Here is a 25,422-nt window from a genome sequence, read left to right as displayed (position 1 = left end):
CAGAACCAACCACTAATCATCTAATTAACATGGTTGGTAAAAATAGAATATCCGACATTCCTTCCGAATTTTAGAGCCGCAATTATAGGCATTTTTGACTCTTTGGCTAGACTCAAAAACAGTAAATAACTATTACAAAGATGAAATAATAGAGTGACCGACTTCTAAAAGTTAATCACTCTCATATTATTTAACTCATTAATGATACTAACCCACTGTTTCTCTGAGTTTTAATCATAATCCCTCTAGCCACCACTTTTTCTGTCGCAAATAAATCGAGTTTTTTCTTCGCTCGTGTGACCCCCGTATAAATCAGCTCACGGGTTAAAATTGGGCTAAACTCTGCAGGCAATGCCAATACTGTATGCTCAAACTCAGAGCCCTGAGACTTATGAATTGTCATTGCATAAACCGTTTCATGCTCTGGTAATTGACTTGGTAGCACACCACGAATAGAGCCATCTGGCATATCAAAATAGACACGCAAACGCTGATCAATAGGATCTGGCATAGCAATACCAATATCACCATTATACAAACCCACACCATAATCATTTTGCGTCACCATAACAGGGCGACCTGAATACCAAATTTCATCACCATGAGGGATTAAATCAGACTTTTTCAACGCTTTTTCAATACGTTGATTTAATCCAACCACACCAAAATCCCCTTCACGCATCGCACATAATAATTGAATTTGGCTAAATGCTTTCAGTACGATTTCAGGTTTATCGCCTGCGTGAATATGACCTAAATAACTACGATAACCATTGACCATCATAGTAATCATTGCGTTATAGCTATCATTACTTAAATCATGAAAACGAATATCTGAAAACCCTTTATCCCACACGGCTTCTACTTTAAATTTACTGCCTTCATTAATGGCTTTGGCAAGCTGGCCTATGCCTGAGCGCGCATCAAAACGGTAACTCTTTTGCAGCATACATAAGCTATCTGCAACCGCATTATTATGTGATTGTGCCGGTAGATTAAAGCCAGTTAGTTGAGATAATTGCTGAGCTTGGTTCTGGCTATAACCCATTTTAGTAAACTGACAAATATCACCTAACACCGCTCCCGCTTCAACCGAAGCGAGTTGGTCTTTATCGCCCAATAAAATAACACGAGCGTGTTCAGGTACCGCATCGAGTAATCGAGCCATCATAGGCAAATCGACCATAGACGCTTCATCCACCACCAACACATCAAGGTGTAACGGATTGGATTTGTTATGGCGAAAATCCACTTGATTGGGAATATAACCAAGTAAGCGATGTAGCGTACTGGCATCCGTTGGGATCGCTTCTTTCACTTCAGGTGCTAAACCAATGGATTGTACCGCCTGACCAATGGATTCAGTCAAACGCGCCGCGGCTTTACCAGTTGGCGCAACCAGTTTAATCGCTATGTTTTTATTATCCTGCTGAGCTTGTGTCACTAAGGAAGCCAAAAGCTTGGTTACTGTGGTTGTTTTACCCGTACCTGGACCACCAGAAATTACGGAGAATCGACGAGTTAACGCCACAGCTGCCGCGACTTTTTGCCAATTAACACAGTGGTTATTTGGAATTAATTGATCTAACGTTTCTAATTCTGAAGATTTGGTCGCGGCTAATAAAACCGTATCAATCGCCTGCCAATCAAGATCATCTGATTGAACAACATCAAGCATATCGCACACTAATTGTTGGCGAGAAACTTGATTGTTATTCTCCAACTTTTTCAATGCTGAAAATAAAAAATGATACTGACGAGAAAACAACTCATTCAATGTATTCGATAGCAGAGGGTTTACTGCAACACTTTGAGCAGCTTTAGTAATACGGTTAGACACACGTTGCTCAAATGCCCAGTAACGTTGTAAATACAAGCGAGTACCATCAAAAGCTAAAGGAGTTGCCTCTGTGCCATTTGAGACGGTTGATGCATTAATTAATTGTTCTGCCCAAGCGCTTCTTTCTGGGACTAACTCTAATAACGCATCACGATATTTTGCGGGAAGAGTAAAGAGCTCCCCTTGCTCTATCTGCTCAATATCAATACATACATGACCACGACCTAGCTCATGACTCGTAATGGCTGATAGCAGCATAAGTAAATTACTATCACTGTTTTTTTCTTGCTGAGCGATAAACTTGGCAAATTGAAGATCCAAAGAGCGTAGCACGCCATGATCCATTAAGTGTTGTAATTGCTTAAGCATCGACTGTTTCTCCATCTACCAATTTCTCTAACTCTTCTAACAAAGCTTTACTCGGTTTTGAATAAAATACACCGTTAGAGTTTGCATCATGCCCTTCATGTGTCTCTTCAACACCACGTAAGAAAATATAATACGCACCACCAAAATGGGTATCGTAATCATAATCAGCAATACGACTCTTCAAAAATCGATGAAGTGCCAATGCATAAAGTTGGTACTGAAAATCGTAACGATGATCTCGCATCGCCTCAACTAAGGCATCCCCACCATAATATCCTGGAGAATCTCCCAGGTGATTTGATTTCCAATCGAGAACGTAATATTTGCCTTCATGCTCAAACACTAAATCGATAAACCCTTTGAGCATACCGCTAACGGTAGAGAAACCTAATTCCCCGGCTCTTGCTGATACTTCATCATGTTTTGCTATGGTTTTATTCACTAAACTTGAGTTCAGTAATTCAATAGGAAGTAAAAATTCCATTTCAACCAAACGTTGAGTTGGACCTTTACTTGCCAAACGTAAGTTCTCACCATCGAGTGGACAATCTAACACTCGTTGCATCATGGTTTGAACGACCTCTAACCATTCTGCATCGTAATTTTCTTTCTCTAGCAACTTAATGATGATTTGCGTATTTTCTTCACTGGTGATGGGCTGAGTAAATTCCACTTCTTCAAACAATGAGTGTAAAAAAGTACCCGCTCTCGCTCCACGCGGGAAGGTAAAGATGGTTCGCTCTGGCTCTAAATCCAACTCTTTATCGTCTTTATCTTCTGCTGAATCGATATCTAAATTAATAAGCTCTAATGAAGCATCATTATGGTGATTGCCTTGCTTTACCAATCCAGAATAACTGGTCATCCACCAATTACTTTTCACAGGTTCAATTAACTTATTAGCGTGCAGTTCAATATGCTCATCTTGAACCTCTTGATACAGCTCATCGGTCGTGGTTTGAGGTGATTGGATCACCATAGGCGAATTGCCTGCAATCAGCTTTTCAAGACACGCTTTCAGCTCTTCAACATTACATTCGTCTGCCTGTTGAATGAGATAACCTAACCCCGATAAATGCACACCCGTTGGTGGTTTTTTAGAGATACCTTTAGTGATAGGAGCCATGCCGATATAACAAGCATAAACCGCACGAGTCAGCGCTACATAAATCAAACGTAAATCTTCGGCTAAACGCTCTTTCTCTGCCTTCTCAACGGAATCGTCTTCTTTTAATAAATCCAACACCGAGTAACGATTATCTTCATCATAAAAACTGACTTCACCTTTTTTGTCTATCGCACGATATGAGCAAACAAAAGGCAAAAAGACTAAGTCATATTCCAAGCCTTTGGACTTATGAATAGTAACGATTTGCACCAGGTTACGCTCTGATTCTAAACGTACCGTCTGCTCTTCTGAATCCCCATTAGGCTCAGAAATAGAGTCAGACAACCAACGTAATAATCCATAATCACTGTCTAGCGTTTGACTGGTTTGTTGCAGTAATTCGCCGATATGCAATAAATCAGTCAGTTGACGTTCACCGCCATTTTCAGCTAATAAACGCTCTGAAATACCTTGTTGGGTAATGATTTGATGCAACATAGGCATAATGCCACGCTGTTGCCAATGCTTACGATAGGCACGAAACTCATTAACTGCTTGCTCCCACTGCATTTCATCGACATTAAACTGGTGCAATTGATCCGCGGTATAAGCAAATAATGACGATGCCAATGCTGAACGAACCGCTCGCGCATCCGTCGGTGTCATTGCCGCTTGTAATAAACGCAATACATCTTTCGCTAATGGAGAAGAAAATACGCTATCACGGTTAGATAAATAGACACTGGCGATGCCTTGTTTTGATAAGGCTTCACGAACTAATTTACCTTCTTTACCAGTACGAACTAGAACTGCAATATCACCCGCTTTGATGGCTTGTTTTTTATCACCGTTTTGTAAATACGCCGAGCCTTGTTGCGCCCCAGTCAAAATAGTTTGAATTTGTGCGGCAGTTGATTCTGCCATCACACGCTGATAACTGGTTTTATTTACTGGATTGCCATCTTTACTCTCTAGCAACCAGAATGTCATGGCTGGCTGAGTTTGATTATCTAACGCCCATGATTTTTGCTCAGCATTAACAGGGTTATATTTAACCGGATAAAATGGAATATCATCATCGTACAAAAAAGGCTGTTTGCCATGTTCAAAAATACGGTTCACTGACGACACCATATCCGCCGTTGAGCGCCAGTTAGTATCCAAGGTGTAATGATCCGCAACTTGGCGACGCGCTTGAATATAGGTAAAAATATCCGCACCACGGAAAGCATAAATCGCTTGTTTTGGATCGCCTATCATAAATAAACCACACTGTGGCTGATCTTGATAAAGCGTGCTAAAAATCGAATATTGCAGCGGATCGGTATCTTGGAATTCATCGATCAACGCCACAGGATATTGCTCACGGATCTTTTCTAGCAATAAGGCGTTATCTTGATTTTCTGTCGCTTGAGATAATTGAGTAAGCAAATCATCAAACGATAACCAATTTTTTTGCTCTTTCGCTTGCTGTAAGGTTTTACGACATTGATGAATCGCCAATGAGAGTAGTGGCTGTTTGATCTCTAATGGTTGAGCCAAAAAATCATCAATGAGTTTAAATACAGCGTGTTCTGGGGCTTCACCTTTTTTGGTTTTTTCAATCAATAATTCTTGAGAAAACTTTTCTAGCTTATCGTGCACTTGCAATGAGGTGGTTGGGTTATTGGCCCACGATGACACTTGCTCTAACCAATTCGGTAAATTCTTTTTGGTGTAGCTGCGTTTATCAACACCAGAGCCTGCAATTAACGCCTCAAAATCGGAGCAATGTTCTGACCACTGTTTTTTTAATTCATCAATACGAGCAATGCCTTGCTGACAAAACGCTTCTAATGAATTTTCTAACGGCTCTACGGTTAAATGCTTTGGGACACCAGTAAGGCTATTGCCCATATCACCTAATAATGCCGATGGGCTTGACCAACAATCATAAACACTTTCAGCCACCATTTTTGGTAGATGATAAAAACTGCGACGCCAAAAATCCGCAGCCACTTGATGCATTAATTTCGCTTGGTCGGTAACAAACTCACTCTCAAATTGCGCACCAGATTCAAAGGCATTTTGAGTTAACATACGTTGACAAAAACCATGAATGGTAAAAATTGAGGCTTCATCCATGCTGCGTTCGGCATTCAACAGGATCTGTGCCGCTGACTTATGATCACCAATGGATGCCAACAGTGGATCAATAACCGGATCACCACTCTTATAATCATGATTATGAACAGCACGAGCAAACGCTAAACGAGCATCATGTATTTTTGCTCGAATACGCTCTCTTAACTCGGCAGTTGCCGCTTCTGTAAACGTCACTACCAATATTCTATCTACGCTTAACTCTTCTTGATGTCGAGTGCCTTCATCACCATGACCAAGTAATAAACGTAAATACAAACTAGCAATGGTAAAGGTTTTACCTGTACCTGCAGAAGCTTCAATCAGACGAGTTCCGTGCAGAGGAAACGTCATTGCATTCAATTGATTTGGAGCTGCGATTGTCGTCATCAAACATCACCGTTTTAAACATCAACATCCTGTTTTTACAAGATATTTATGTGATCCATATCGTAGTTCATCAGAAACTAAGATAATAAAAATAATAAAGCTATCAATGTGAGATCTTTCTCACGGTTCACTTTTTGAGCTTTGTTACACTCAGCGCCACTTACAAAGCGCTCATTAAATGTGCACTTGTAATCAGGATTCGGTCAACCTCTGACCTGTGGCCGTACAGCGAACGCCCTACACTAAAAATGATTTACTGACGGCCACCCTACTTTCTACTGATGACTCACCTTTACTCTTTATAACTTTTCTTTCTCGCTATGTAGTAATGCATTACGTAATACCTTTTGAGCATTATCAAAAATAGCCTGACCAAAATCATCATTCCATTCTGGCCACATGCGTATCACATAATCATTGCTATTTTCACCAGCAAAGCGGGTTCCATTGTATTCATCTGCCATTTTTTTCAGGGCTTTTTGATGTGTTTCTTCGTCATCATTCCACACACCTTTTTTATCAACGTGTGCTTCTAGCCCTGCTAATGCCGCTTTTGGTAAATAAGCTAATGGTGCGCAATTACCCGAAATATAAAGGCTTAATATAGTCTCTAGTTCTTGGTATGCTTTTTCTTTCTCGATGGTTTCAAAGTGATAAATCGCATCTGTACCAAATAGGTGAGTAAATTGCTGCTGGCCCATTGCACATAGACACAGGTGATCAATCCAGGTTGCTAAAATTTCATGTGAGCGAATTTTACCGCCACGATAACGCAGCATTCCTGCCTGATAACGCTGTTTTAACCAACCTTGCAGTTCCATTTCACCATGAGGGAAGGTAAAGCGTAAACGCACTTCTTGATCGTCTAATGGTAATGTCGTTAATGGTTGAATATGAGCAACCAAATCTTTTATCGTGTTTACTTCTTTATCTGCTGCTATTTCACCAAAGCTACCAATCGGTAATTTACCTTGGGCTTTTTGCTGCTGATAAAAATCACGAGAGATTTGAGATATATGGTTAGGATCATCATAGGCCAATAAGTCCTCTAATAGATCCGATTTCATACCATAGCCAGTACGACCATCGATGGTAAATGGCTCATCATCTTCAACTCTACTCTCTACTGTTTCAAAAAAGACTTTTAAGCCACGATTAAAGAAATAAGCAACAGGTAATCGCCAAAAACGTTGCAGTTCAGTAAGCTCCAATTCTTTTGTTTCTGGTGTATACACTAATGGCGCAGTCTGAAATTCAGGTGCCGCTGCCCCTTCTAATTTAGCCGTTGGTAACCACTCACTTGCATAGCTTGTGTTATCACCAATAAAACTTTGTTGGCTATAAGGAACCAGAGGGTGTTCTATGGTTAATTGCTTAACCAAGCGTTTTGCGGATGCTTCAGGATTTAACTCACTATCACCCTCTAGGCAATAACCTTGCTGGCAATATTCAAGTAACTCACTGATTAATACTGACGGTGCTTTTTCTGTGTTATCGCGAATTGAACGCCCAATATAACTTAAATAAAACGCTTTATTTGCCGATTGCAGTGCTTCTAAGAACAGATATCTATCATCATCTCGACGTGAACGGTCACCCGGTTTCATGCGTTTTTGCATTAAATCGAAACCTTCAACAGGCATAGTTCGCGGGTAAGCCCCATCCGTCATCCCAAGCAAACACACCACATCAAATGGAATAGAACGCATTGGCATTAAAGTACAAAAGTTAACTTGTCCGGCTAAGAATCGTTGACTCGCTTTACCGCCAGATAAATTATTTTTCAGATAATTATTAATAATTGGCGCTGAAATTGGTGCATCAAAACCCGCATCTTCTAAGTTCTCTTCTAGCTTTTGCAGTTGATCTCGAATACTTTTAACGACCAATTCACCTTCTAATTCAACATCTAAAAAATCATCCATTAATTGGTTGATGGTGGTTCGCCATGTCGTAATGGTATGCGGTTGGCCTAGGATGATCTGATAAGTCAAAAGCTGATCAATAAACTGCGCTAAGTTACCGGCAATTTCCGCATTCATGCCCTGCACTTGTTCGTAACTCGCCATGCCTTCGAATAGCCCAGCACCTTGCTCCATCGCATAACCAAGCAACATGCGTTGAATACCAAATAACCAAGAGTTTTGATTGTGTTCAGGAAGATCAAACTGTGCAGATGTGCTGTTATCTAATCCCCAGCGAATACCGGTTTCTTCAGCCCAGCGTTTCACAATTTCAAATTGCTCAGCATTGAATTTAAAACGAGACATTACGGCAGGCACTTCCAATAATGTGAGCAATTCAGAAAGACCACAACGATTCTCAGGCAGCGCCATCAAAGTCATGAAAGCCAATAACACTGGGGTTTCTTGCTCAGCACTTTGATCGGAAATCGCAAAAGGAATATAACGATCAAAAGCCGCATTACCAAAGACGGCTTGAATCGCTGCACTGTAAACATTAATGTCTGCCACCATCACGATAATGTCGCGTGGCTTTAAGTCTGGGTCACTAGCAAACATATCCAATAACTGATCGTGTAAAACCTCAACCTCTCGCATTGGGCTATGGCACGAATGCAAAAGAATGGAACGATCATTAGAACTGATTGACTGTTTATGCTGACTATTATCAAGCACATCATCACGGCTGCGCTCTTCAAGATTTAAAATATCAGACTGAATAGAATGCAGTAGATTATCGTTACCAACATCAACAAACGCATCAATCTCTTGTGCTTCCATCTCAGAGAGTAAGCACAAATTATCTCGGCCTAATTTCCCCCATGAGGCAAGCAAGGAATTCCCCACTTCAGAAGTATGTAATTCATCTTCAAAATTAGCCTCAATTGAGCCTTTTAGCTGTTCTGTATCACCAATATGCTCACTATGATCATCTAGCCATTTAACTTGCAGACGGTTACGGGCTTCTAAACGAGCAAGGTATTTTCTGTCTCGAATTTCACCCCAATAATAGCGACACGGATTAGTAAACATTAGGTGCACATCAATATGCTGACCTAACGCCGCAAGCGCATCCAAATAACGAGGAGGCAGTGAAGTGATGCCCACCACAAACAAACGCTTAGGCATCCCTTTTGGTAAAGTGCCCGTTTGCAAATAATTATCTAGCGTTTCGATAAAGTGCTCAAACATATTGGCACGATGATAAGGCGAATGACCAAGTGCAAGTGTTTGATCATAGAGTGCTCGCCATAAAATAGGTTGCCAAGGATGCTCTCCTTCTAATTCGACAACCTCTTCTCCGGCTTCCCACAGTTGAATCCACTCTGGGCGAAATACTAAATATTGGTCAAAGATATCGGCAATTTTTGCAGCCAGTTGATAACACTTAAGTTGGTTTTCATCATTTTCTAAATAGCGCTGCTGAGGTGCAAACTCCTCTTGTTTTAACAGCTCTGGTAATAATGTCACGATCTTCCATGTCATGGCTTCTTTGTGAAAAGCACTACGCTTTGGCACATCATCAAGCACCTGAGTAAACAAATCCCAAATAAAAGTAGCAGGAAGTGGAAAAGTAAGATTGGCGGCAATCCCTAACTCTTTTGCGAGTTCGATTTTGAGCCATTGCGACATACCGGGACTTTGAACAAGTATTTGCTCTTGCTCGAACGGGTTATCAAGGGGGTTAAGGCGAATTAACTCAACGACAAGTGATTTAAGAACATCAAGTTGATTTGAATGATAAACAGTAAACACACCCAGCTCGCTTATAAGAAAATGAAAGTTCCTATAGCTTAACGTAACTGGATGTGTTTGAAGAGAAAAAAAGCTTATAAATTAATGTGCATGACTCATATTTGCCAAACGATTTGTCATTCGAGTAATTGGACGGTAATGAGCTAAATAATGAATCGCAACATAGCTCACCACACAAGTTGCTATCACTAATTCAACAACAGCGAGCGTTCTTACTTGGTAAACATAATTTGCCGCTACACCTTGAGATAACATCCAGTTCGCTGTTTTAAATAATGCGGTTGCACCAATGACCATAGGGAAGGTAAACGCTGCATAACCAGGACTAAATGGTAGTCTCATTAATTTAAAGAAAGCCATGTAGATAACACTCGTCATTAACACTGCAATACCAAATAGAAGCGCAATAATTACAGGCGATGGTGAAGATGTCACTGTTAAATAACCCGCTAATGATAAGCTTGCTGGCGCTGCCATGATTGCGATGGTTGGTTTTGCGGCATCTGGTACTTCATGACTAAAAATCAAACGGTAGATCATGATTGGTAGCATGATTGCGTAGCTAACTAAACCAAACATTAATACCCAATGAGCTACTGATGCTAATGATGCGCTACCAGAGAAAGAAACATCAGCAACAATTAAGCCTACCGGTGGAACAAACCAACTTGGCACCATATGATGCAATTCAAAATCTTTTGCTCGATGATAAATAAAAGAGATTAAGAAAATAATATGAACCGCTACCGCAGCAAGCCATAAAACATCTCCCGCAGCACGATAAAAATGCCCGATAGAGGCTGATACCACCATAGTACCCATTGCAAACGTTGGAGCGACACTACCAACAACAGGATGTGCTAGCTCATTCCATAAAATAGCTGGATGTAATAAAAACTTAACCGCTAATACAAGTAATAAAACAGACGCAATTGCCGCTGAGAGCCACTGTGCATAACCATTTAACGGTAATGCGTTTTCCCAACACCAACCTAAACTTGCGATGCCAAGAGCTAATCCCGCCATTGGAGTCGGAGCTCCTGCTATTTTTTGTTTTGTATAATTAAGCATGACAATAATCTCTGTACTATTTAACGATAGAGCTATTTTAATCGGAACAATCCATTAATAAAATTTGTATAAATTAAAACTAGCGTTAAAATAAAATTAACGACTTGACTTTTAATTAATTTAGGACTTCCTGTCATGAGAATTTCACTCAAGCAACTTAATGTTTTTACTGTAATAGCACAAGAAAAAACCATGACAAAAGCGGCTGAGCGACTGTATATAACTAAACCAGCCGTCAGTTTATCTCTCTCTGAATTAGAAAAAAATCTCGGTTATAAAGTCTTTGATCGTGTAAATAACCGCTTAGTATTAAATAGCGAAGGTCGTCAATTACTTCCTCTAGCAGATGAGTTATTAGAACGAGCTGAAGTGATTGAACACCAGTTTGCAGCGGATAGTCAGCTGACAGGCTCATTAAACATTGGAGCTAGTGATACGATTGGTAATCATATTGCGCCAGTATTATTGAGTAAATTCCAACAACAATACCCATGTGATATTCAGCAGTTATTTATTTCAAACACAGCACAAATCATCAATAGATTATTAGAATTTCAGCTTGATATTGGATTAGTTGAAGGTAAAGCACATCATCCAAAATTAAATATGATTGAATGGCGACGAGACGACATGTATTTAGTCTGCTCGCCTTCCCATCCTTTAGCGACTAAAGCTCAAGTGACATTAGATGATTTGGAGCATTCAACTTGGTTACTACGTGAAGAAGGTTCAGGCAGTCGCGAATATTTTATTAATCATATCGCCGCCAACTTAAATGACTGGCATGAATCATTACAACTTCATACCACTGAGGCTATCATTAATTGTTGTGCTGAAAATATGGGATTAGCATGTTTATCTCAACTCGCAGCACAAAACGCAATAAATGACGGTCGCTTAGTTAAATTGGCTTACAACAAAACATTGGCAAGACAATATTGGTTATTAGTACATAAAGAAAAATACCAAACGCCATTACTGCAATATTTTATGAACTTTATTCAACAATAATGAGGCTGTTTAGCCTCATTTCAATAAATATCTAACGCTGGTGAGCAGGAAGATCGTGAGTTTCATACGCATCAGCAAATGAATGGTTACGATCTCGATGTTTTGCTTCATCGTTTCGAATTTTAAGAATAACATCACGTAACATCGCATCACTTGGCAATTGATAATAATCTATCGCTATTTGCGGTGCGGCTTCATTTTCAACAGCACCCTCATCAATCTTAGCTAAATATTCCGTATAACTCTTACACGCTTCCTCTTCAAAATACCCAACCACACGATGAGCTATTTTCGAAGAGAGTAAATAAATAAAGCTATACACAACAATAAAGACAGCTTGACCTAGCAAAACTAAAAGACGTTCAATCCAACGAGGCTTGGCTATGTCTAGAAATATCATTAAATGCATTCTTTCATTTTCAGCTTCGCTTAGTAATTCTTGAATCCATCCTTGATCGTCTTTCATTCTACGTAATGCTTTCAAATGATTGAACATGCCAGCCACCATTCCAGGCACTGCTGCAATCGTTTCTAAAATTACAGCTCGTTTAGCATACTTTGAACCATAAAAAATATTCAAAAGGAACTTCAAACATTGAGTAATTTTATATGCGATCTTCTCTGAAATTTTATTCGTTGCTTTATGTTTCAATTCAAAATCTGACATGCTGTTCACCTTTTTAATTAAAGTTGCATTTAAAATACACCTTTAATTATTCTTGCTCAACTCTTTTTTCTTCAAATAAAAATTTGTCTTATCTGTTAGACGTTAACTTTATCTAACTTTCGTTTCTCCAAGTGGACACATAAGCTCGCTTACTGTATAAAACACCAGTTAATTAAATAGGAGAGACGACCATGGCTGTTATCGTCAAATATGTAGTTGAGCGCAACGGAGAAGAGAAGATGACTTTTACCTCTAAATCGGAAGCCGATGCTTATGACAAAATGCTTGATATCGCAGATGAGCTTTTTACTTTTCTAGGTGAAAGTGAACTAATTGAAGATGAAGCTAAGCAAGAAGAGATGTCTTTATACCTAGCTAAGCATAAAGAAGATCTATTAATTGCTCTAGGTGCTAAACGTAAACCTGCACCAAAAAAAGCAAAGATAAAAGCCGTTCAAGATGAAGAATCTGACGCAGCTTAATTGCTAAAAATACTTTCAAAATAGCAGCCTAATCGCTGCTATTTTTATTTAAACTCTATACATCTACTCGCTCTTCACTTTCTGCTTTTTTAACTTTTTCTATTTTTAACCAAAGTTTTATGGTTTCGCTCTTCTATATCACAGCAACTCTCTTTATGATGTGAAGTAAGATTTATTTTTAAATACTAATATTTATATGGAAATGGAGAATCATTACATGGCTCATTTTGCTCTTGCCTTTGGTACAGCGACAAAAAACCGCGACAATAAAATTATTGAAGCTTTCTTCCCTCACCCAGTACTTAACCCTTCTGATGCACTAGTTTCAGCTATTGCACAAGCAAGTGGTTACGCTGAAGGCAACCAAGCGATCGAAATTTCTTCTGAAGTTTGTACTGAACTTGCTAACGCATTTGCAGCAAGCGGTGATGTTGCTAACGCGGCATTTGCAGAAAAAGCAGTTCAATCTAAACAGCCATTAGTTCTTGTTGTTTTAGCTACTGATGAGCAACCTCAATCTGTTGCTGAAGGTTTCTTAAAGCTTCAACTTATCTCTAACCGTTTAGTTAAACCACACGGTACTGTTCTAGATGGTATCTTTGGTCTTCTACATAACATTGCTTGGACTAACCAAGGTCCAATCGATTTACCTGAACTTGCTGATCGTCAAATCGAAGCTCGTTTAGCTGGCGAAACACTAACGGTAGATTGCGTTGATAAATTCCCTAAAATGGTGGATTACGTGGTTCCTACTGGTGTTCGTATTGCTGATACTTCACGTGTTCGTCTAGGTGCTCATGTAGGTGAAGGCACAACAGTTATGCACGAAGGTTTCATCAACTTTAACGCTGGTACTACGGGTGTTAGCATGGTTGAAGGCCGTATTTCTGCTGGTGTTGTTGTTGGCAATGGTTCAGATATCGGCGGTGGTGCTTCTATCATGGGTACACTTTCTGGCGGCGGTAAAATGGTTATCTCTATTGGTGAGAACTGTCTACTTGGTGCTAATGCAGGTCTTGGTTTCCCAATGGGCGATCGTTGTACGATTGAATCAGGCCTATATGTTACTGCTGGTACAAAAGTAAGCATGCTAGATAATCAAGGCAAAGAAGTTGAAATTGCAAAAGCTCGTGATCTTGCTGGTAAAACCGATCTTCTATTCCGTCGTAACTCTATCACTGGTCAAATCGAGTGTTTAACGAACAAATCTGCAGTTGAACTAAATAGCGAATTGCACAGCAATAACTAATTTTTTAACTGGATTATATGAATAAGGTATTCACACTCTATTCATAAAGACCAAGGTAATCTTATGGCCAGTAGCGTAATTGTTACTGGCCATTTTTTATTGATATAGGAAACGAAATGAGACTACTACTTGCTTTATTACTGCCTTGGTTACAGTTTTTTACGATAGGACGTCCATTTAGCGGAATTATTTGTCTTATCTTACAAATCACATTAATTGGTTGGATCCCTGCTGCTATTTGGTCTGTTTATGCTCTAAGCCAATATAAAACAGATGAAAAAATTAAAGACGCTTTTGGGCGATAGAAATTAGAAAAACTCATACTACGCCCTATAAACGGCAACGCTTTTCTCAATGGTTTGAATAAGTAACTCTTTAAGCCATTGATAGCGTTTATTTTCTTTATTTCTCGTCTGCCAAATCAATTGAATATCAAATTCCCCAACATTAATTGGTGGCTCTGAATGCACCAATTTTTCAGAAAAAAGATCTAACTGAGCCATCAACTCAGGAACCACACAAATTAAATCTCTTTTTTTCATTAAATGTCTTATGGTTAAAAAATGCTTAGAGGCCACACTAACAGAACGACTCACTCCTAATGCTTTTAACTCTTTATCTACCCCTGTTTTTAATGCACCATCAGGGCTGACTAATGCGTGGGGCAAAGAAATATAATCATCAAGAGTGATTGGCGAACTAAACGAATGTCGCTGTCCATCCCACATACATACGTGCTTTTCTGTGTATAACGTTTGATATTGAAATTCTTTTAATTCTGGTTTCATGCTTCCAATAACAAGATCTAATGGTTCGGAATCAAAACGATCTTGATAGTTAGCTTTATCTACCGTAGTAAAACAAAGTTGCGCATTGGGCGCTAATCGATGAATGGCATCAAAAATATCTGCAGCAAAAAGAAGTTCTGCGTAATCCGTCATCCCTATTTTAAAAGTACCGGTAAACTCACTCGCTTCAAACGTATCCACCTTTAAAATATCACCAGAGATCGTTTGTAATACTTTATTAACTAAAGGATATAATTGAATTGCTTTTGCTGTAGGGATCATTTGATGCCCTTGTCTTTCAAACAAAGGATCATGTAGTAACTCACGCAGACGAGAAAGGCTATGACTCATCGCTGATTGACCCACAAACAATTTATTTGCAGCGAGTGAAACGCTTTTGGTTTCCATTAAAGTGCTAAAAGCGACTAATAAATTTAAGTCTACCGCCTTCCAATTAATTTCATTCATAGTTAATAACAATACAATCGATTTGAATAATTTTATAGTAACTCGTAATCTTGAACTCATCAAAATTGAATATCCAAAATTGGATCACACATCAAAAGCTGAGTAGATTATGTTTGAAATATTTAAACGATTTTTTTTGTTAGGCTGGGTAAGCTTTGGTGGGCCAGCTGCCCACATTGGTTACTTTAGAAATGAATTTGTTCAAAAGCGTGGATGGATTAGTGAAGAAGAATATGCTCAATTAATCGCATTAAGCCAATTTTTACCAGGACCAGGCTCAAGCCAAGTAGGTTTTGCATTAGGTTACCACCGCAAAGGCCTTCTGGGGGCTTTATTAGCTTCAATTAGCTTTACATTACCGTCTATTCTTATCATGGTATTACTTGCGAATATCAGTCACTCATTTTTTGGTAATGACGTTTTTGAAGGTGTTATTCACGGCTTAAAATTACTCGCTGTCGTCGTCGTTGCTGATGCTATTATGGGAATGTATAAAAGTTTCTGTAAAGATAAGCTCACCGTCTTCCTTTGTATAATGACAGCAACGTTGTTACTGATTTTACCGTCTATCACAACTCAATTGCTCGCATTATTTATTGCGACACTGATTGGACGTTTTTACTTAAAATCAGATGATAAAGAGCAAATTGAACAAGACTCAAAAGGCATCAATTGGCTTCCTTTAATTATCTTTGCTTTATGCTTTTTTGTATTACCTACAGTTGTAAGTTACTCACCGCTACTTGGTTTATTTTCAGACTTTTTCCAAGCTGGTAGTTTGGTGTTTGGTGGCGGTCACGTTGTTCTACCGTTACTACAAAATATTGTTGGCGACCAAGTTAGCACAGATAGCTTCTTAACTGGCTACGCAGCTGCACAGGCTGTACCTGGACCAATGTTTACTTTTGCAACTTTCTTAGGTTACGAGCTATGGAGTGAGCAACCAGTACTTGGCGCTATCATTGCCACAGTTGCTATTTTCTTACCGGGTTTCTTATTGGTTCTTGGTGTATTTAACCACTGGCAAGTACTTGCTAAAAAGCCAGCACTTTCTGGAGCGATTATTGGTATTAATGCAGCAGTTGTGGGATTACTAATTTCTGCGTTGTATGATCCAGTATTCACAAGCGCTGTTAATTCTGGCTTAGATATGGCGTTAGTGCTTATCGGCTTTGCGCTATTAAAAGTGGCTAAACTTCCAATCGTTGGATTAGTTAGCTTCTTTATTATTGCAGGTGGTGTGTTGCCTTTTGTTGGGTGATTGATGAAAAATTAGGTTCAAGCATAATGTTTGAACCTAATTAACCTGAATTCTGGATAAGGCTGAACTAATTGCCCACCTAACGATCAGATCTTTCGACCAAGAATTATTTGAACGTATTTTAAAAGGTGGGCAAGATGAATAAATTAGTTGATATATTTTGTGATGTCGATGATTTTTGTTATCAATTCTTATCTCAATGGGAAAAATACCTTGTTGAGGCTAGTGAGAGAAAAAGAAAGCGTCAGTCAGTAATGTCTACTAGTGAATGTATGACTATTGTCATCGCTTTTCATCAATCAAATCATAGAGATTTCAAGAACTTCTATATCGGGTTAGTTCATCAATATTGGAAAGGATACTTTCCAAATTTACTTAGCTACACTCGATTTGTGAGCAAAATGCCTAGCCTAATCGCCCCAATGTGTGCCTATTTTCAATCTATCAAAGGTAAGCCGACTGGCATTGCTTTTGTTGACTCCACGAGTCTTAAAGTATGCCATAACATTCGAATTCCTCGCCATAAAGTCTTTGATGGTGTTGCGAAAAGAGGAAAAGGTACCATGGGATGGTTTTTCGGCTTCAAACTTCATTTATTGATTAACCATCTTGGAGAAATTATTTCGCTGAAAATCACAGCTGGCAATGTAAATGATAGGACTCCTGTACCTGATTTATGCAAAGAACTCTCGGGAAAATTGTACGCTGATAAAGGGTACATAGGTAAAAAGTTGAGTGAGAGCTTAAAGAACTCTGATGTCGATTTAGTGACTACCTCGCGAAAAAACATGAAAGCAAAAGAGATAAGTGCTTTTGATAAGGCTATGTTATCAAAGAGATACATTATCGAAACGATAAATGACCAATTGAAGAATATCTCTCAAATTGAACATAGCCGTCATCGTAGCGTGACTGGTTTCATGCTAAATGTAATTTCAGGCGTTGTGGCTTATTGTTTAAAAAACAAAAGCCACGCATTAAACTATCAGAATGTGAATTTGAACTAATCCTCGCTTAAAGCATTTTTTATCCAGAATTCAGGTTAATTAAATTCACTATATCTGGATATCATGGTTTGCAGTGTAACATTTTTGGTCTCATTCCAACGGTCAAGCCACTCGGCTTTAATACTCACTTCTTTTAACGTCGCTACATTTGCACCAGAAATCACTGTGGGCATGCTATCTTTTACTTCCCAACTTACTTTATATCCATTAATTAACTCTGGTGTCGCCTGAGTTACGATGGTATCAAATGCAATGGTCCCATCAGCACTACCGTCCATAGAGCGAGTTCTAAAGTATTCAAGTTTAGACTCTGCCGCATATAACGCTTGTATACTATTCGCTGCATATTCTGATTTTTTATCTACAAAGACTTGTAGTTTTATTAAGCCTAAAACACCAACAATTAATAAAACAAATGAAATCAAAACCTCAAGTAAACTAAACCCTTTTTGTTTAGAAATCATGCCAAGATCCTTTTACCCATCGAGGTTGTGCAAGACCAGAAACTAATTCATTCACAATATCACTGTTATATTTAAAATTTGAACTCGTATAAAAAATAGCCGATTGATTTTTTGTATCAAAAAATTGTCCACCTAACAGTGTAAATGCACCATGTTGATAAAAAGAGGCCGTAGATAAAAATTCTGGTGGGAATAATGAGTTAGGCTTTCCTCCGTGAGGGTATAATTTACTATATGCATCTGTTCCATTCCAATTACTTCCATCTGTAGGAACTGCATAATCATGATTAAAATGAAAAATAACTCCTTTCATATCTTTGGCTGTGGTACCTGAAGGTGCTCCCATTATTGACAAAGAGCCATCATGAATAACAATAAAGGCACCATTTTTACTCTTATTCATAGCTTCTGAGAAACCTTCATATTGAGCCGAAGTAATCTCACAACTACCCTCAACCCAAATATATGCTTTACCTGCATTAATCCTATCTTTTAATTTAGTTCCACATTCAGATAAACGTTTATCATTTCCACTTCCTGAACCATATAAAATATCAAACTTTCCATTATCTCGAATCACGTTATGGTCACTTGGTTCTATACCAAATAAATCCTTAAACGGTGAAATCTTACCATCTCTTAGAAAATCCGACTTGAAATTAGAACTACCAGCAGCTGAATCTGTTTTATGGTCAGGACTACAATCTTTACCTTGGTTATCAAAATCACTACTAGGTTTAACGCTATGATTTACTCCTGCATTTTTAACTGCACCAAAAGCACCAATCTTATCCTTATATCTTACCGCTACACATTCCCATCCATCTGCTCCTAGCTTTACAGGATCAGGAGATGTAAAAGTCACACTTGTATAAAAATATAAATTAGAAGCAGATTTAATTGCACCATCACCACCATCTCCACCTAGCATGAATTCTTTTTTTACAATCTGAGAGGATTTTTGAGCATTAATAAGATAATGAGCAGTCGATGCTATTGATAAAGAATCTAAATTTAAAGGAGCACACTCACTGATCACTCCACTAGGAACTGTTCCTAATATAAATACTTTTGAAAATACGCACTCAACACCACCTTCAGCAGCCCAGTACCCTTTTCTTGCCTCGACCTCATTTTGAGCTCGTTTTACTTGATAAAAAATATGTTTATAGCTTCCTAAAGATAAAATTAAAGAAGCCATTAAAATACAGCTAGAAACGAGTAAGGTTATTGCCCCCCTTTGCTTTTTATTCATTTCCAGTTCCTTTGTTGTATTTTGATTTCAGAAGAGTACTGATGATTTGTATTTTTTAGTTCGGCTGTTGTTGAAATAGTTAAATAGCCCGAGCTCACAGAATTACCTAGGTGTGTATAATTAAGAGTGAAACTCGACACATTTATGATGTTATTATCAATTAATGATAAGCATTGTGGTAAATAGTTAATATCAGGAATATGATTCATATTTTTTCTAGAGCAGATTTTTATTGTATTTGAATCATACTTAAAAGAAGCAAAACGCCACGCAGATGATGCTGCAGGCTCCAACTGATAAATAAAACTTAATTGAGCTCCTGAAACATGAATAATATCATTTGCGCCCGATAATATTGCGAGGTCAGAACTACCACCTTGATACCCTGCTCGTTGACTTTCTTCTTTTATAAACCGTAAAGCATCATTTAACTCTTGAACTAATAATAGATTTTGACTTCTTTCTGCATAGATCTTCTGTCCTTTAATGTAAATATTCCCAACCAACATTAAAGCTACCAAACCAATAGAAGAGGCAATTAGAAGTTCTATCAATGACGCTCCATATTGTTTACGATTAACATTTTTTATAACCATAAAAAGCCCCCTCAAGTCCACATAACTTAATTCGACCTGTAATATTATGAACAGATAATTTTAACTTTTTATTGTTATCTTTATAAAAATAAAAACTTCTCGATAGATTAGGCGTTGCTCTAACAGGATCAAAAGTTAGAACTGATATACTAGATGACATTGTTATATTGGGGTGATTAAGTGATTTTATAAATGCTAATGATGTATTTTTTGCTTCAGCAATAGTTGCAACAGAAGAACCTTCAGGATTTAAAGAGATAATCCAACTTACTGAGTCATCTATATAAAATAAATTTAACTTTTTATTTTGTAAAACAGATTCAGATTTAGCTTGAATAAAAAAACCTTCAATCTCTCCCGCAAATCGTTTTACACTTTGATCTTCCAATAAACGAGTAAAACTAGGCCCTGCCGCCATTAATAAAATAGACAGTACAGCAATACTGATAACTAGTTCGAACAGAGTAAACCCGCGAGGCATTTCGCAATTTCCTTTGCAACATTTTCATTATGGATATTTCATCTTGCTTGAGAGAGTAACACCGATTAAAAGTAGGTATATTCAATTTCAATGAGTTATCGAAATGATTCGAATAATTAATAGTAAGAACACATGTGTATTTCAAAAAGGCGTGACATTAGTCGAATTGCTAATCGTTCTTGCAATCATTGCAATTCTAAGTGCAATAAGTTATCCAAGCTATACATCATATGTTTTAAAAAGTCACAGAGCTGAAGCCTTAGAAGTACTAACAAAAATACAACTTCATATAGAGAGTGAGTATCCAGAAAGAACGGAAAGCACGGCAAAAGAAAAATATCAAGCACTCTTAGAACTTACAATTGATAAAAATACTGGAGCTTGTTTAGATGATAGTGTGTGTAAAATTAATGATAAACGATATTCAATATCTTACAGTTTGACTAACTCAGGAATGAATATTTATAAGCTTTCAGCAATCCCACAAAGCGATTTAGGCCAAGATAGCGATAGTTGCGGTACTTTAACTTTAAATGCAGGAGGTGTCGGCACAGGGGCACTTCCAACCTGTTGGTAATCCATAACTCTTTTCTAAATCGCAAATAGCAAAAAAGCTCATATCTTCCGATATGAGCCTTCTTTAATATGGCAGGGATGGAGAGGTTCGAACTCCCTACACGCGTGTTCTTATGGCGGGGAATCCGCTGCTCTTTCCTAAACTGCAAATAGCAAAAAGGCTCATATCTTTCGATATGAGCCTTCTTAAGTATGACAGAGGTTGAGAGGTTCGAACTCCCTACACGCGTGTTCTTATGGTGGGGGAATCCGCTGTTATTTCCTAAACTGCAAGTAGCAAAAAGGCTCATACCTTTCGATATGAACCTTCTTAAGTATGGCAGGGGTGGAGAGATTCGAACTCCCTACACGCGTGTTCTTATGGCTGGGGAATCCGCTGCTCTTTCCTAAACTGCAAATAGCAAAAAGGCTCATATCTCTCGATATGAGCCTTCTTAAGTATGGCAGGGGTGGAGAGATTCGAACTCCCTACACGCGTGTTCTTATGGTGGGAGAATCCGCTGCTCTTTCCTAAACCGCAAATAACAAAAAGGCTCATATCTTTCGATATGAGCCTTCTTAAGTATGGCAGGGGTGGAGAGATTCGAACTCCCAACACGCGTGTTCTTATAGTGGGAGAATCCGCTGCTCTTTCCTAAACTGCAAATAGCAAAAAGGCTCATATCTTTCGATATGAGCCTTCTTTAATATGGCAGGGGTGGAGAGATTCGAACTCCCAACACGCGCGTTCTTATGGTGGGGGAATCCGCTGCTCTTTTCTCAATCTGCAAATAGCAAAAAGGCTCATATCTTTCGATATGAGCCTTCTTAAGTATGGCAGGGGTGGAGAGATTCGAACTCCCAACACGCGGATTTGGAATCCGCTGCTCTGCCAATTGGAGCTACACCCCTGTAGTTATTTTAAAGACTTAACTCTGTCTAAATAAGTGGCGGAGTGGACGGGACTCGAACCCGCGACCCCCGGCGTGACAGGCCGGTATTCTAACCAACTGAACTACCACTCCGCAGTGGACTACTTGTCGTCGCTGACAAGTGTTCATAACACTTTTTTCTTCACTTTTTAAAAAATGAAAATAAATTTGAAGCCTGGCGATGTCCTACTCTCACATGGGGAAACCCCACACTACCATCGGCGCTATTACGTTTCACTTCTGAGTTCGGCATGGGATCAGGTGGGTCCATAATGCTATGGTCGCCAAGCAAATTCTTTAATTCGGAAAACTTATTGTGTTCTTAATCACATTCAATTCGTTTCTTGCAACTTCAAATCCGTTCAAAACCCCTTGGGTGTTGTATGGTTAAGCCTCACGGGCAATTAGTATCAGTTAGCTCAATGCCTCGCAGCACTTACACACCTGACCTATCTACGTCGTAGTCTCCAACAACCCTTTAGGATACTTAAAGTATCAGGGATGACTCATCTCAGGGCTCGCTTCACGCTTAGATGCTTTCAGCGTTTATCGATTCCGAACTTAGCTACCGGGCAATGCCACTGGCGTGACAACCCGAACACCAGAGGTTCGTCCACTCCGGTCCTCTCGTACTAGGAGCAGCCCCCTTCAATCATCCAACGCCCACGGCAGATAGGGACCGAACTGTCTCACGACGTTCTAAACCCAGCTCGCGTACCACTTTAAATGGCGAACAGCCATACCCTTGGGACCGACTTCAGCCCCAGGATGTGATGAGCCGACATCGAGGTGCCAAACACCGCCGTCGATATGAACTCTTGGGCGGTATCAGCCTGTTATCCCCGGAGTACCTTTTATCCGTTGAGCGATGGCCCTTCCATTCAGAACCACCGGATCACTATGACCTGCTTTCGCACCTGCTCGAATTGTCATTCTCGCAGTCAAGCGGGCTTATGCCATTGCACTAACCTCACGATGTCCAACCGTGATTAGCCCACCTTCGTGCTCCTCCGTTACTCTTTGGGAGGAGACCGCCCCAGTCAAACTACCCACCAGGCACTGTCCGCAACCCCGATAAGGGGCCAACGTTAGAACATCAAGCATACAAGGGTGGTATTTCAAGATTGCCTCCACAAATACTGGCGTACTTGCTTCAAAGGCTCCCACCTATCCTACACATGTAGGGTCAATGTTCAGTGCCAAGCTGTAGTAAAGGTTCACGGGGTCTTTCCGTCTAGCCGCGGGTACACTGCATCTTCACAGCGATTTCAATTTCACTGAGTCTCGGGTGGAGACAGCGTGGCCATCATTACGCCATTCGTGCAGGTCGGAACTTACCCGACAAGGAATTTCGCTACCTTAGGACCGTTATAGTTACGGCCGCCGTTTACTTGGGCTTCGATCAAGAGCTTCGACCGAAGTCTAACCCCATCAATTAACCTTCAAGCACCGGGCAGGCGTCACACCGTATACGTCATCTTACGATTTAGCACAGTGCTATGTTTTTAATAAACAGTTGCAGCCACCTGGTATCTGCGACTCCCGGCAGCTTAGAGAGCAAGTCTCATCACCGCTAGGAGCGTACCTTCTCCCGAAGTTACGGTACCATTTTGCCTAGTTCCTTCACCCGAGTTCTCTCAAGCGCCTTAGTATTCTCTACTCGACCACCTGTGTCGGTTTGGGGTACGATTCCTTACAATCTGAAGCTTAGAGGCTTTTCCTGGAAGCATGGCATCAATGGCTTCACTACCGTAGTAGCTCGACATCGTATCTCAGCCTAGTGTATTCCCGGATTTGCCTAAGAATACAGCCTACATACTTGAACTTGGACGACCGTCGCCAAGCCCACCTAGCCTTCTCCGTCCCCCCATCGCAATTGTAAGAAGTACGGGAATATTAACCCGTTTCCCATCGACTACGCCTTTCGGCCTCGCCTTAGGGGTCGACTTACCCTGCCCCGATTAACGTTGGACAGGAACCCTTGGTCTTCCGGCGAGCGGGTTTTTCACCCGCTTTATCGTTACTCATGTCAGCATTCGCACTTCTGATACGTCCAGCACGCTTTACAACGCACCTTCAACCGCTTACAGAACGCTCCCCTACCCAATACAGTAAACTGTATTGCCGCAGCTTCGGTGTATAGTTTAGCCCCGTTACATCTTCCGCGCAGGCCGACTCGACCAGTGAGCTATTACGCTTTCTTTAAATGATGGCTGCTTCTAAGCCAACATCCTGGCTGTCTGAGCCTTCCCACATCGTTTCCCACTTAACTATAACTTTGGGACCTTAGCTGGCGGTCTGGGTTGTTTCCCTCTCCACGACGGACGTTAGCACCCGCCGTGTGTCTCCCGGATAGTACTTACTGGTATTCGGAGTTTGCAAAGGGTTGGTAAGTCGGGATGACCCCCTAGCCTTAACAGTGCTCTACCCCCAGTAGTATTCGTCCGAGGCTCTACCTAAATAGATTTCGGGGAGAACCAGCTATCTCCAGGTTTGATTGGCCTTTCACCCCTAGCCACAAGTCATCCGCTAATTTTTCAACATTAGTCGGTTCGGTCCTCCAATTGATGTTACTCAATCTTCAACCTGCCCATGGCTAGATCACCTGGTTTCGGGTCTATATCCAGAGACTGAACGCCCAGTTAAGACTCGGTTTCCCTACGGCTCCCCTAAACGGTTAACCTTGCCACTGAATATAAGTCGCTGACCCATTATACAAAAGGTACGCAGTCACACCACGAGGGTGCTCCTACTGCTTGTACGTACACGGTTTCAGGTTCTATTTCACTCCCCTCACAGGGGTTCTTTTCGCCTTTCCCTCACGGTACTGGTTCACTATCGGTCAGTCAGTAGTATTTAGCCTTGGAGGATGGTCCCCCCATATTCAGACAGGATATCACGTGTCCCGCCTTACTCGTTTTCACTGATGATGAGATGTCGGTTACGGGGCTATCACCCTGTATCGCGGCACTTTCCAGAGCCTTCACCTGTCTCATTAAAAGCTTAAGGGCTAACCCAATTTCGCTCGCCGCTACTTTCGGGATCTCGGTTGATTTCTCTTCCTCGGGGTACTTAGATGTTTCAGTTCTCCCGGTTCGCCTCACTACACTATGTATTCATGTAGTGATACGTGCTTATGCACGTGGGTTTCCCCATTCAGAAATCCCAGACTCAAATGGTTTTTACTACCTAATCTGGGCTTATCGCAAGTTAATACGTCTTTCATCGCCTCTGACTGCCAAGGCATCCACCGTGTACGCTTAGTCACTTAACCATACAACCCCAAGAGGTTTCGTATGGACCATTTGCTTTCACTTTTTAAAAGTGAAGACAAAACAGCAACCAAGGTTGAACTCGTCATTGCGAGTTCTGGTTTTTCGCCGGATTCAAAATACAGGAACACTTGAATGTGTTGTTCTTCGTTTTACAGAGTAAAACAAAGGATATTAAGAACTTTTAAATTTTGATTTAACTTAATTACAGCCTTGAGCTGTTTTGTTTTACTTTTTCAGAAGTAAAAACAAATTAAGCTAAATCAGTCAGCTTTCCAAATTGTTAAAGAGCTTAAAGCAAAAAGCTTTAATCAAT

At 40.0% G+C, this 25,422-nt stretch carries 17 protein-coding genes, 2 tRNA genes and 2 rRNA genes; 7 read left to right on the top strand and 14 right to left on the bottom strand.

The annotated features are described in order from the left end of the window. Nucleotides 1-190: 190 nt before the first annotated feature. The 4 genes from recD to AVFI_RS03005 all read right to left on the bottom strand — a co-directional run bounded on the left by recD (nucleotide 191) and on the right by AVFI_RS03005 (nucleotide 10,618). Nucleotides 191-2,209, bottom strand: a complete 2,019-nt coding sequence (gene recD, locus AVFI_RS03020) for an exodeoxyribonuclease V subunit alpha (protein WP_054775845.1) — start codon at nucleotides 2,207-2,209, stop codon at nucleotides 191-193. Next, a complete protein-coding gene (recB, locus tag AVFI_RS03015) occupies nucleotides 2,202-5,828 on the bottom strand; it encodes an exodeoxyribonuclease V subunit beta (RefSeq protein WP_188863764.1) in 3,627 nt (1,208 codons plus the stop codon). Before recB ends, recD begins: the two co-directional genes overlap by 8 nt. A gap of 299 nt (nucleotides 5,829-6,127) precedes the next feature. After that, nucleotides 6,128-9,547, bottom strand: coding sequence for an exodeoxyribonuclease V subunit gamma (recC, locus tag AVFI_RS03010; protein WP_188863765.1), 3,420 nt, complete (start codon nucleotides 9,545-9,547; stop codon nucleotides 6,128-6,130). Nucleotides 9,548-9,628: 81 nt separating this feature from the next. Continuing rightward, a complete protein-coding gene (locus AVFI_RS03005) occupies nucleotides 9,629-10,618 on the bottom strand; it encodes a TDT family transporter (protein ID WP_188863766.1) in 990 nt (329 codons plus the stop codon). 135 nt (nucleotides 10,619-10,753) lie between these two features. On the opposite strand from AVFI_RS03005, the gene AVFI_RS03000 reads away from it, so the two are divergent. Then, entirely contained in the window at nucleotides 10,754-11,629 is an 876-nt protein-coding gene (locus tag AVFI_RS03000) for a LysR substrate-binding domain-containing protein (protein WP_063669603.1), read from the top strand. A gap of 31 nt (nucleotides 11,630-11,660) precedes the next feature. Here the strand turns inward: AVFI_RS03000 and AVFI_RS02995 are convergent, their stop codons facing one another. Then, nucleotides 11,661-12,296 carry an alternative oxidase gene (locus AVFI_RS02995; RefSeq protein ID WP_012533333.1) on the bottom strand — a complete coding sequence of 212 codons (636 nt, stop codon included), beginning with the start codon at nucleotides 12,294-12,296 and terminating at the stop codon, nucleotides 11,661-11,663. A gap of 191 nt (nucleotides 12,297-12,487) precedes the next feature. Here AVFI_RS02995 and AVFI_RS02990 point away from each other — a divergent pair, with 191 nt between their 5' ends. The 3 genes from AVFI_RS02990 to AVFI_RS02980 all read left to right on the top strand — a co-directional run bounded on the left by AVFI_RS02990 (nucleotide 12,488) and on the right by AVFI_RS02980 (nucleotide 14,332). After that, nucleotides 12,488-12,778: a YebG family protein gene (locus AVFI_RS02990; RefSeq protein WP_005417850.1), complete on the top strand. Its 291-nt coding sequence runs from the start codon at nucleotides 12,488-12,490 to the stop codon at nucleotides 12,776-12,778. A 217-nt stretch (nucleotides 12,779-12,995) separates the two neighbouring features. Continuing rightward, nucleotides 12,996-14,027, top strand: a complete 1,032-nt coding sequence (dapD, locus tag AVFI_RS02985; RefSeq protein WP_011261330.1) for a 2,3,4,5-tetrahydropyridine-2,6-dicarboxylate N-succinyltransferase — start codon at nucleotides 12,996-12,998, stop codon at nucleotides 14,025-14,027. A gap of 116 nt (nucleotides 14,028-14,143) precedes the next feature. Next, nucleotides 14,144-14,332, top strand: a complete 189-nt coding sequence (locus AVFI_RS02980; protein WP_005417846.1) for a YqaE/Pmp3 family membrane protein — start codon at nucleotides 14,144-14,146, stop codon at nucleotides 14,330-14,332. A gap of 18 nt (nucleotides 14,333-14,350) precedes the next feature. Here AVFI_RS02980 and AVFI_RS02975 read toward each other — a convergent pair whose 3' ends face one another. Next, complete coding sequence (locus tag AVFI_RS02975; RefSeq protein ID WP_041941307.1) at nucleotides 14,351-15,343, bottom strand: LysR family transcriptional regulator; 993 nt, start codon at nucleotides 15,341-15,343, stop codon at nucleotides 14,351-14,353. A gap of 49 nt (nucleotides 15,344-15,392) precedes the next feature. Here AVFI_RS02975 and chrA point away from each other — a divergent pair, with 49 nt between their 5' ends. Next, a complete protein-coding gene (gene chrA / locus AVFI_RS02970) occupies nucleotides 15,393-16,544 on the top strand; it encodes a chromate efflux transporter (protein ID WP_188863984.1) in 1,152 nt (383 codons plus the stop codon). A gap of 137 nt (nucleotides 16,545-16,681) precedes the next feature. After that, complete coding sequence (locus AVFI_RS02965) at nucleotides 16,682-17,551, top strand: IS982 family transposase (RefSeq protein ID WP_188863985.1); 870 nt, start codon at nucleotides 16,682-16,684, stop codon at nucleotides 17,549-17,551. A 35-nt stretch (nucleotides 17,552-17,586) separates the two neighbouring features. Here the strand turns inward: AVFI_RS02965 and AVFI_RS02960 are convergent, their stop codons facing one another. From AVFI_RS02960 to AVFI_RS02945, 4 genes are read right to left on the bottom strand one after another with little or no spacing between them, the layout of a single operon-like run. Next, the gene (locus tag AVFI_RS02960) at nucleotides 17,587-18,015 is read right to left on the bottom strand and encodes a type IV pilus modification PilV family protein (RefSeq protein WP_065622256.1); all 429 of its coding nucleotides are present in this window, start codon (nucleotides 18,013-18,015) and stop codon (nucleotides 17,587-17,589) included. After that, nucleotides 18,005-19,270, bottom strand: coding sequence for a hypothetical protein (locus AVFI_RS02955; RefSeq protein WP_199414903.1), 1,266 nt, complete (start codon nucleotides 19,268-19,270; stop codon nucleotides 18,005-18,007). The genes AVFI_RS02960 and AVFI_RS02955 overlap by 11 nt, the downstream gene beginning before the upstream one ends. After that, on the bottom strand, nucleotides 19,267-19,866 hold the full coding sequence (locus AVFI_RS02950) for a PilW family protein (RefSeq protein ID WP_188864003.1): 600 nt from the start codon (nucleotides 19,864-19,866) through the stop codon (nucleotides 19,267-19,269). Before AVFI_RS02950 ends, AVFI_RS02955 begins: the two co-directional genes overlap by 4 nt. Beyond that, complete coding sequence (locus AVFI_RS02945) at nucleotides 19,847-20,347, bottom strand: prepilin-type N-terminal cleavage/methylation domain-containing protein (RefSeq protein WP_188864004.1); 501 nt, start codon at nucleotides 20,345-20,347, stop codon at nucleotides 19,847-19,849. Before AVFI_RS02945 ends, AVFI_RS02950 begins: the two co-directional genes overlap by 20 nt. Nucleotides 20,348-20,450: 103 nt before the next feature. Here AVFI_RS02945 and AVFI_RS20445 point away from each other — a divergent pair, with 103 nt between their 5' ends. Beyond that, the gene (locus AVFI_RS20445) at nucleotides 20,451-20,924 is read left to right on the top strand and encodes a type IV pilin protein (RefSeq protein WP_012534278.1); all 474 of its coding nucleotides are present in this window, start codon (nucleotides 20,451-20,453) and stop codon (nucleotides 20,922-20,924) included. An 813-nt stretch (nucleotides 20,925-21,737) separates the two neighbouring features. Here the strand turns inward: AVFI_RS20445 and AVFI_RS02930 are convergent. The 4 genes from AVFI_RS02930 to AVFI_RS02915 form a co-directional block, all read right to left on the bottom strand. Beyond that, nucleotides 21,738-21,814, bottom strand: a tRNA-Trp gene (locus AVFI_RS02930). Between the two features lie 36 nt (nucleotides 21,815-21,850). Then, nucleotides 21,851-21,927, bottom strand: a tRNA-Asp gene (locus tag AVFI_RS02925). Nucleotides 21,928-22,007: 80 nt separating this feature from the next. Beyond that, nucleotides 22,008-22,123, bottom strand: a 5S ribosomal RNA gene (gene rrf / locus AVFI_RS02920). A 94-nt stretch (nucleotides 22,124-22,217) separates the two neighbouring features. Then, a 23S ribosomal RNA gene (locus AVFI_RS02915) occupies nucleotides 22,218-25,108 on the bottom strand. Nucleotides 25,109-25,422: the final 314 nt, after the last annotated feature.

The organism is Aliivibrio fischeri ATCC 7744 = JCM 18803 = DSM 507 (genome assembly GCF_023983475.1).
In the GTDB taxonomy this organism is placed as follows: Bacteria; Pseudomonadota; Gammaproteobacteria; order Enterobacterales; family Vibrionaceae; genus Aliivibrio; species Aliivibrio fischeri.
Note: the sequence above shows the minus strand (reverse complement) of the source record. Positions and strands in the feature narration are given on the sequence as shown.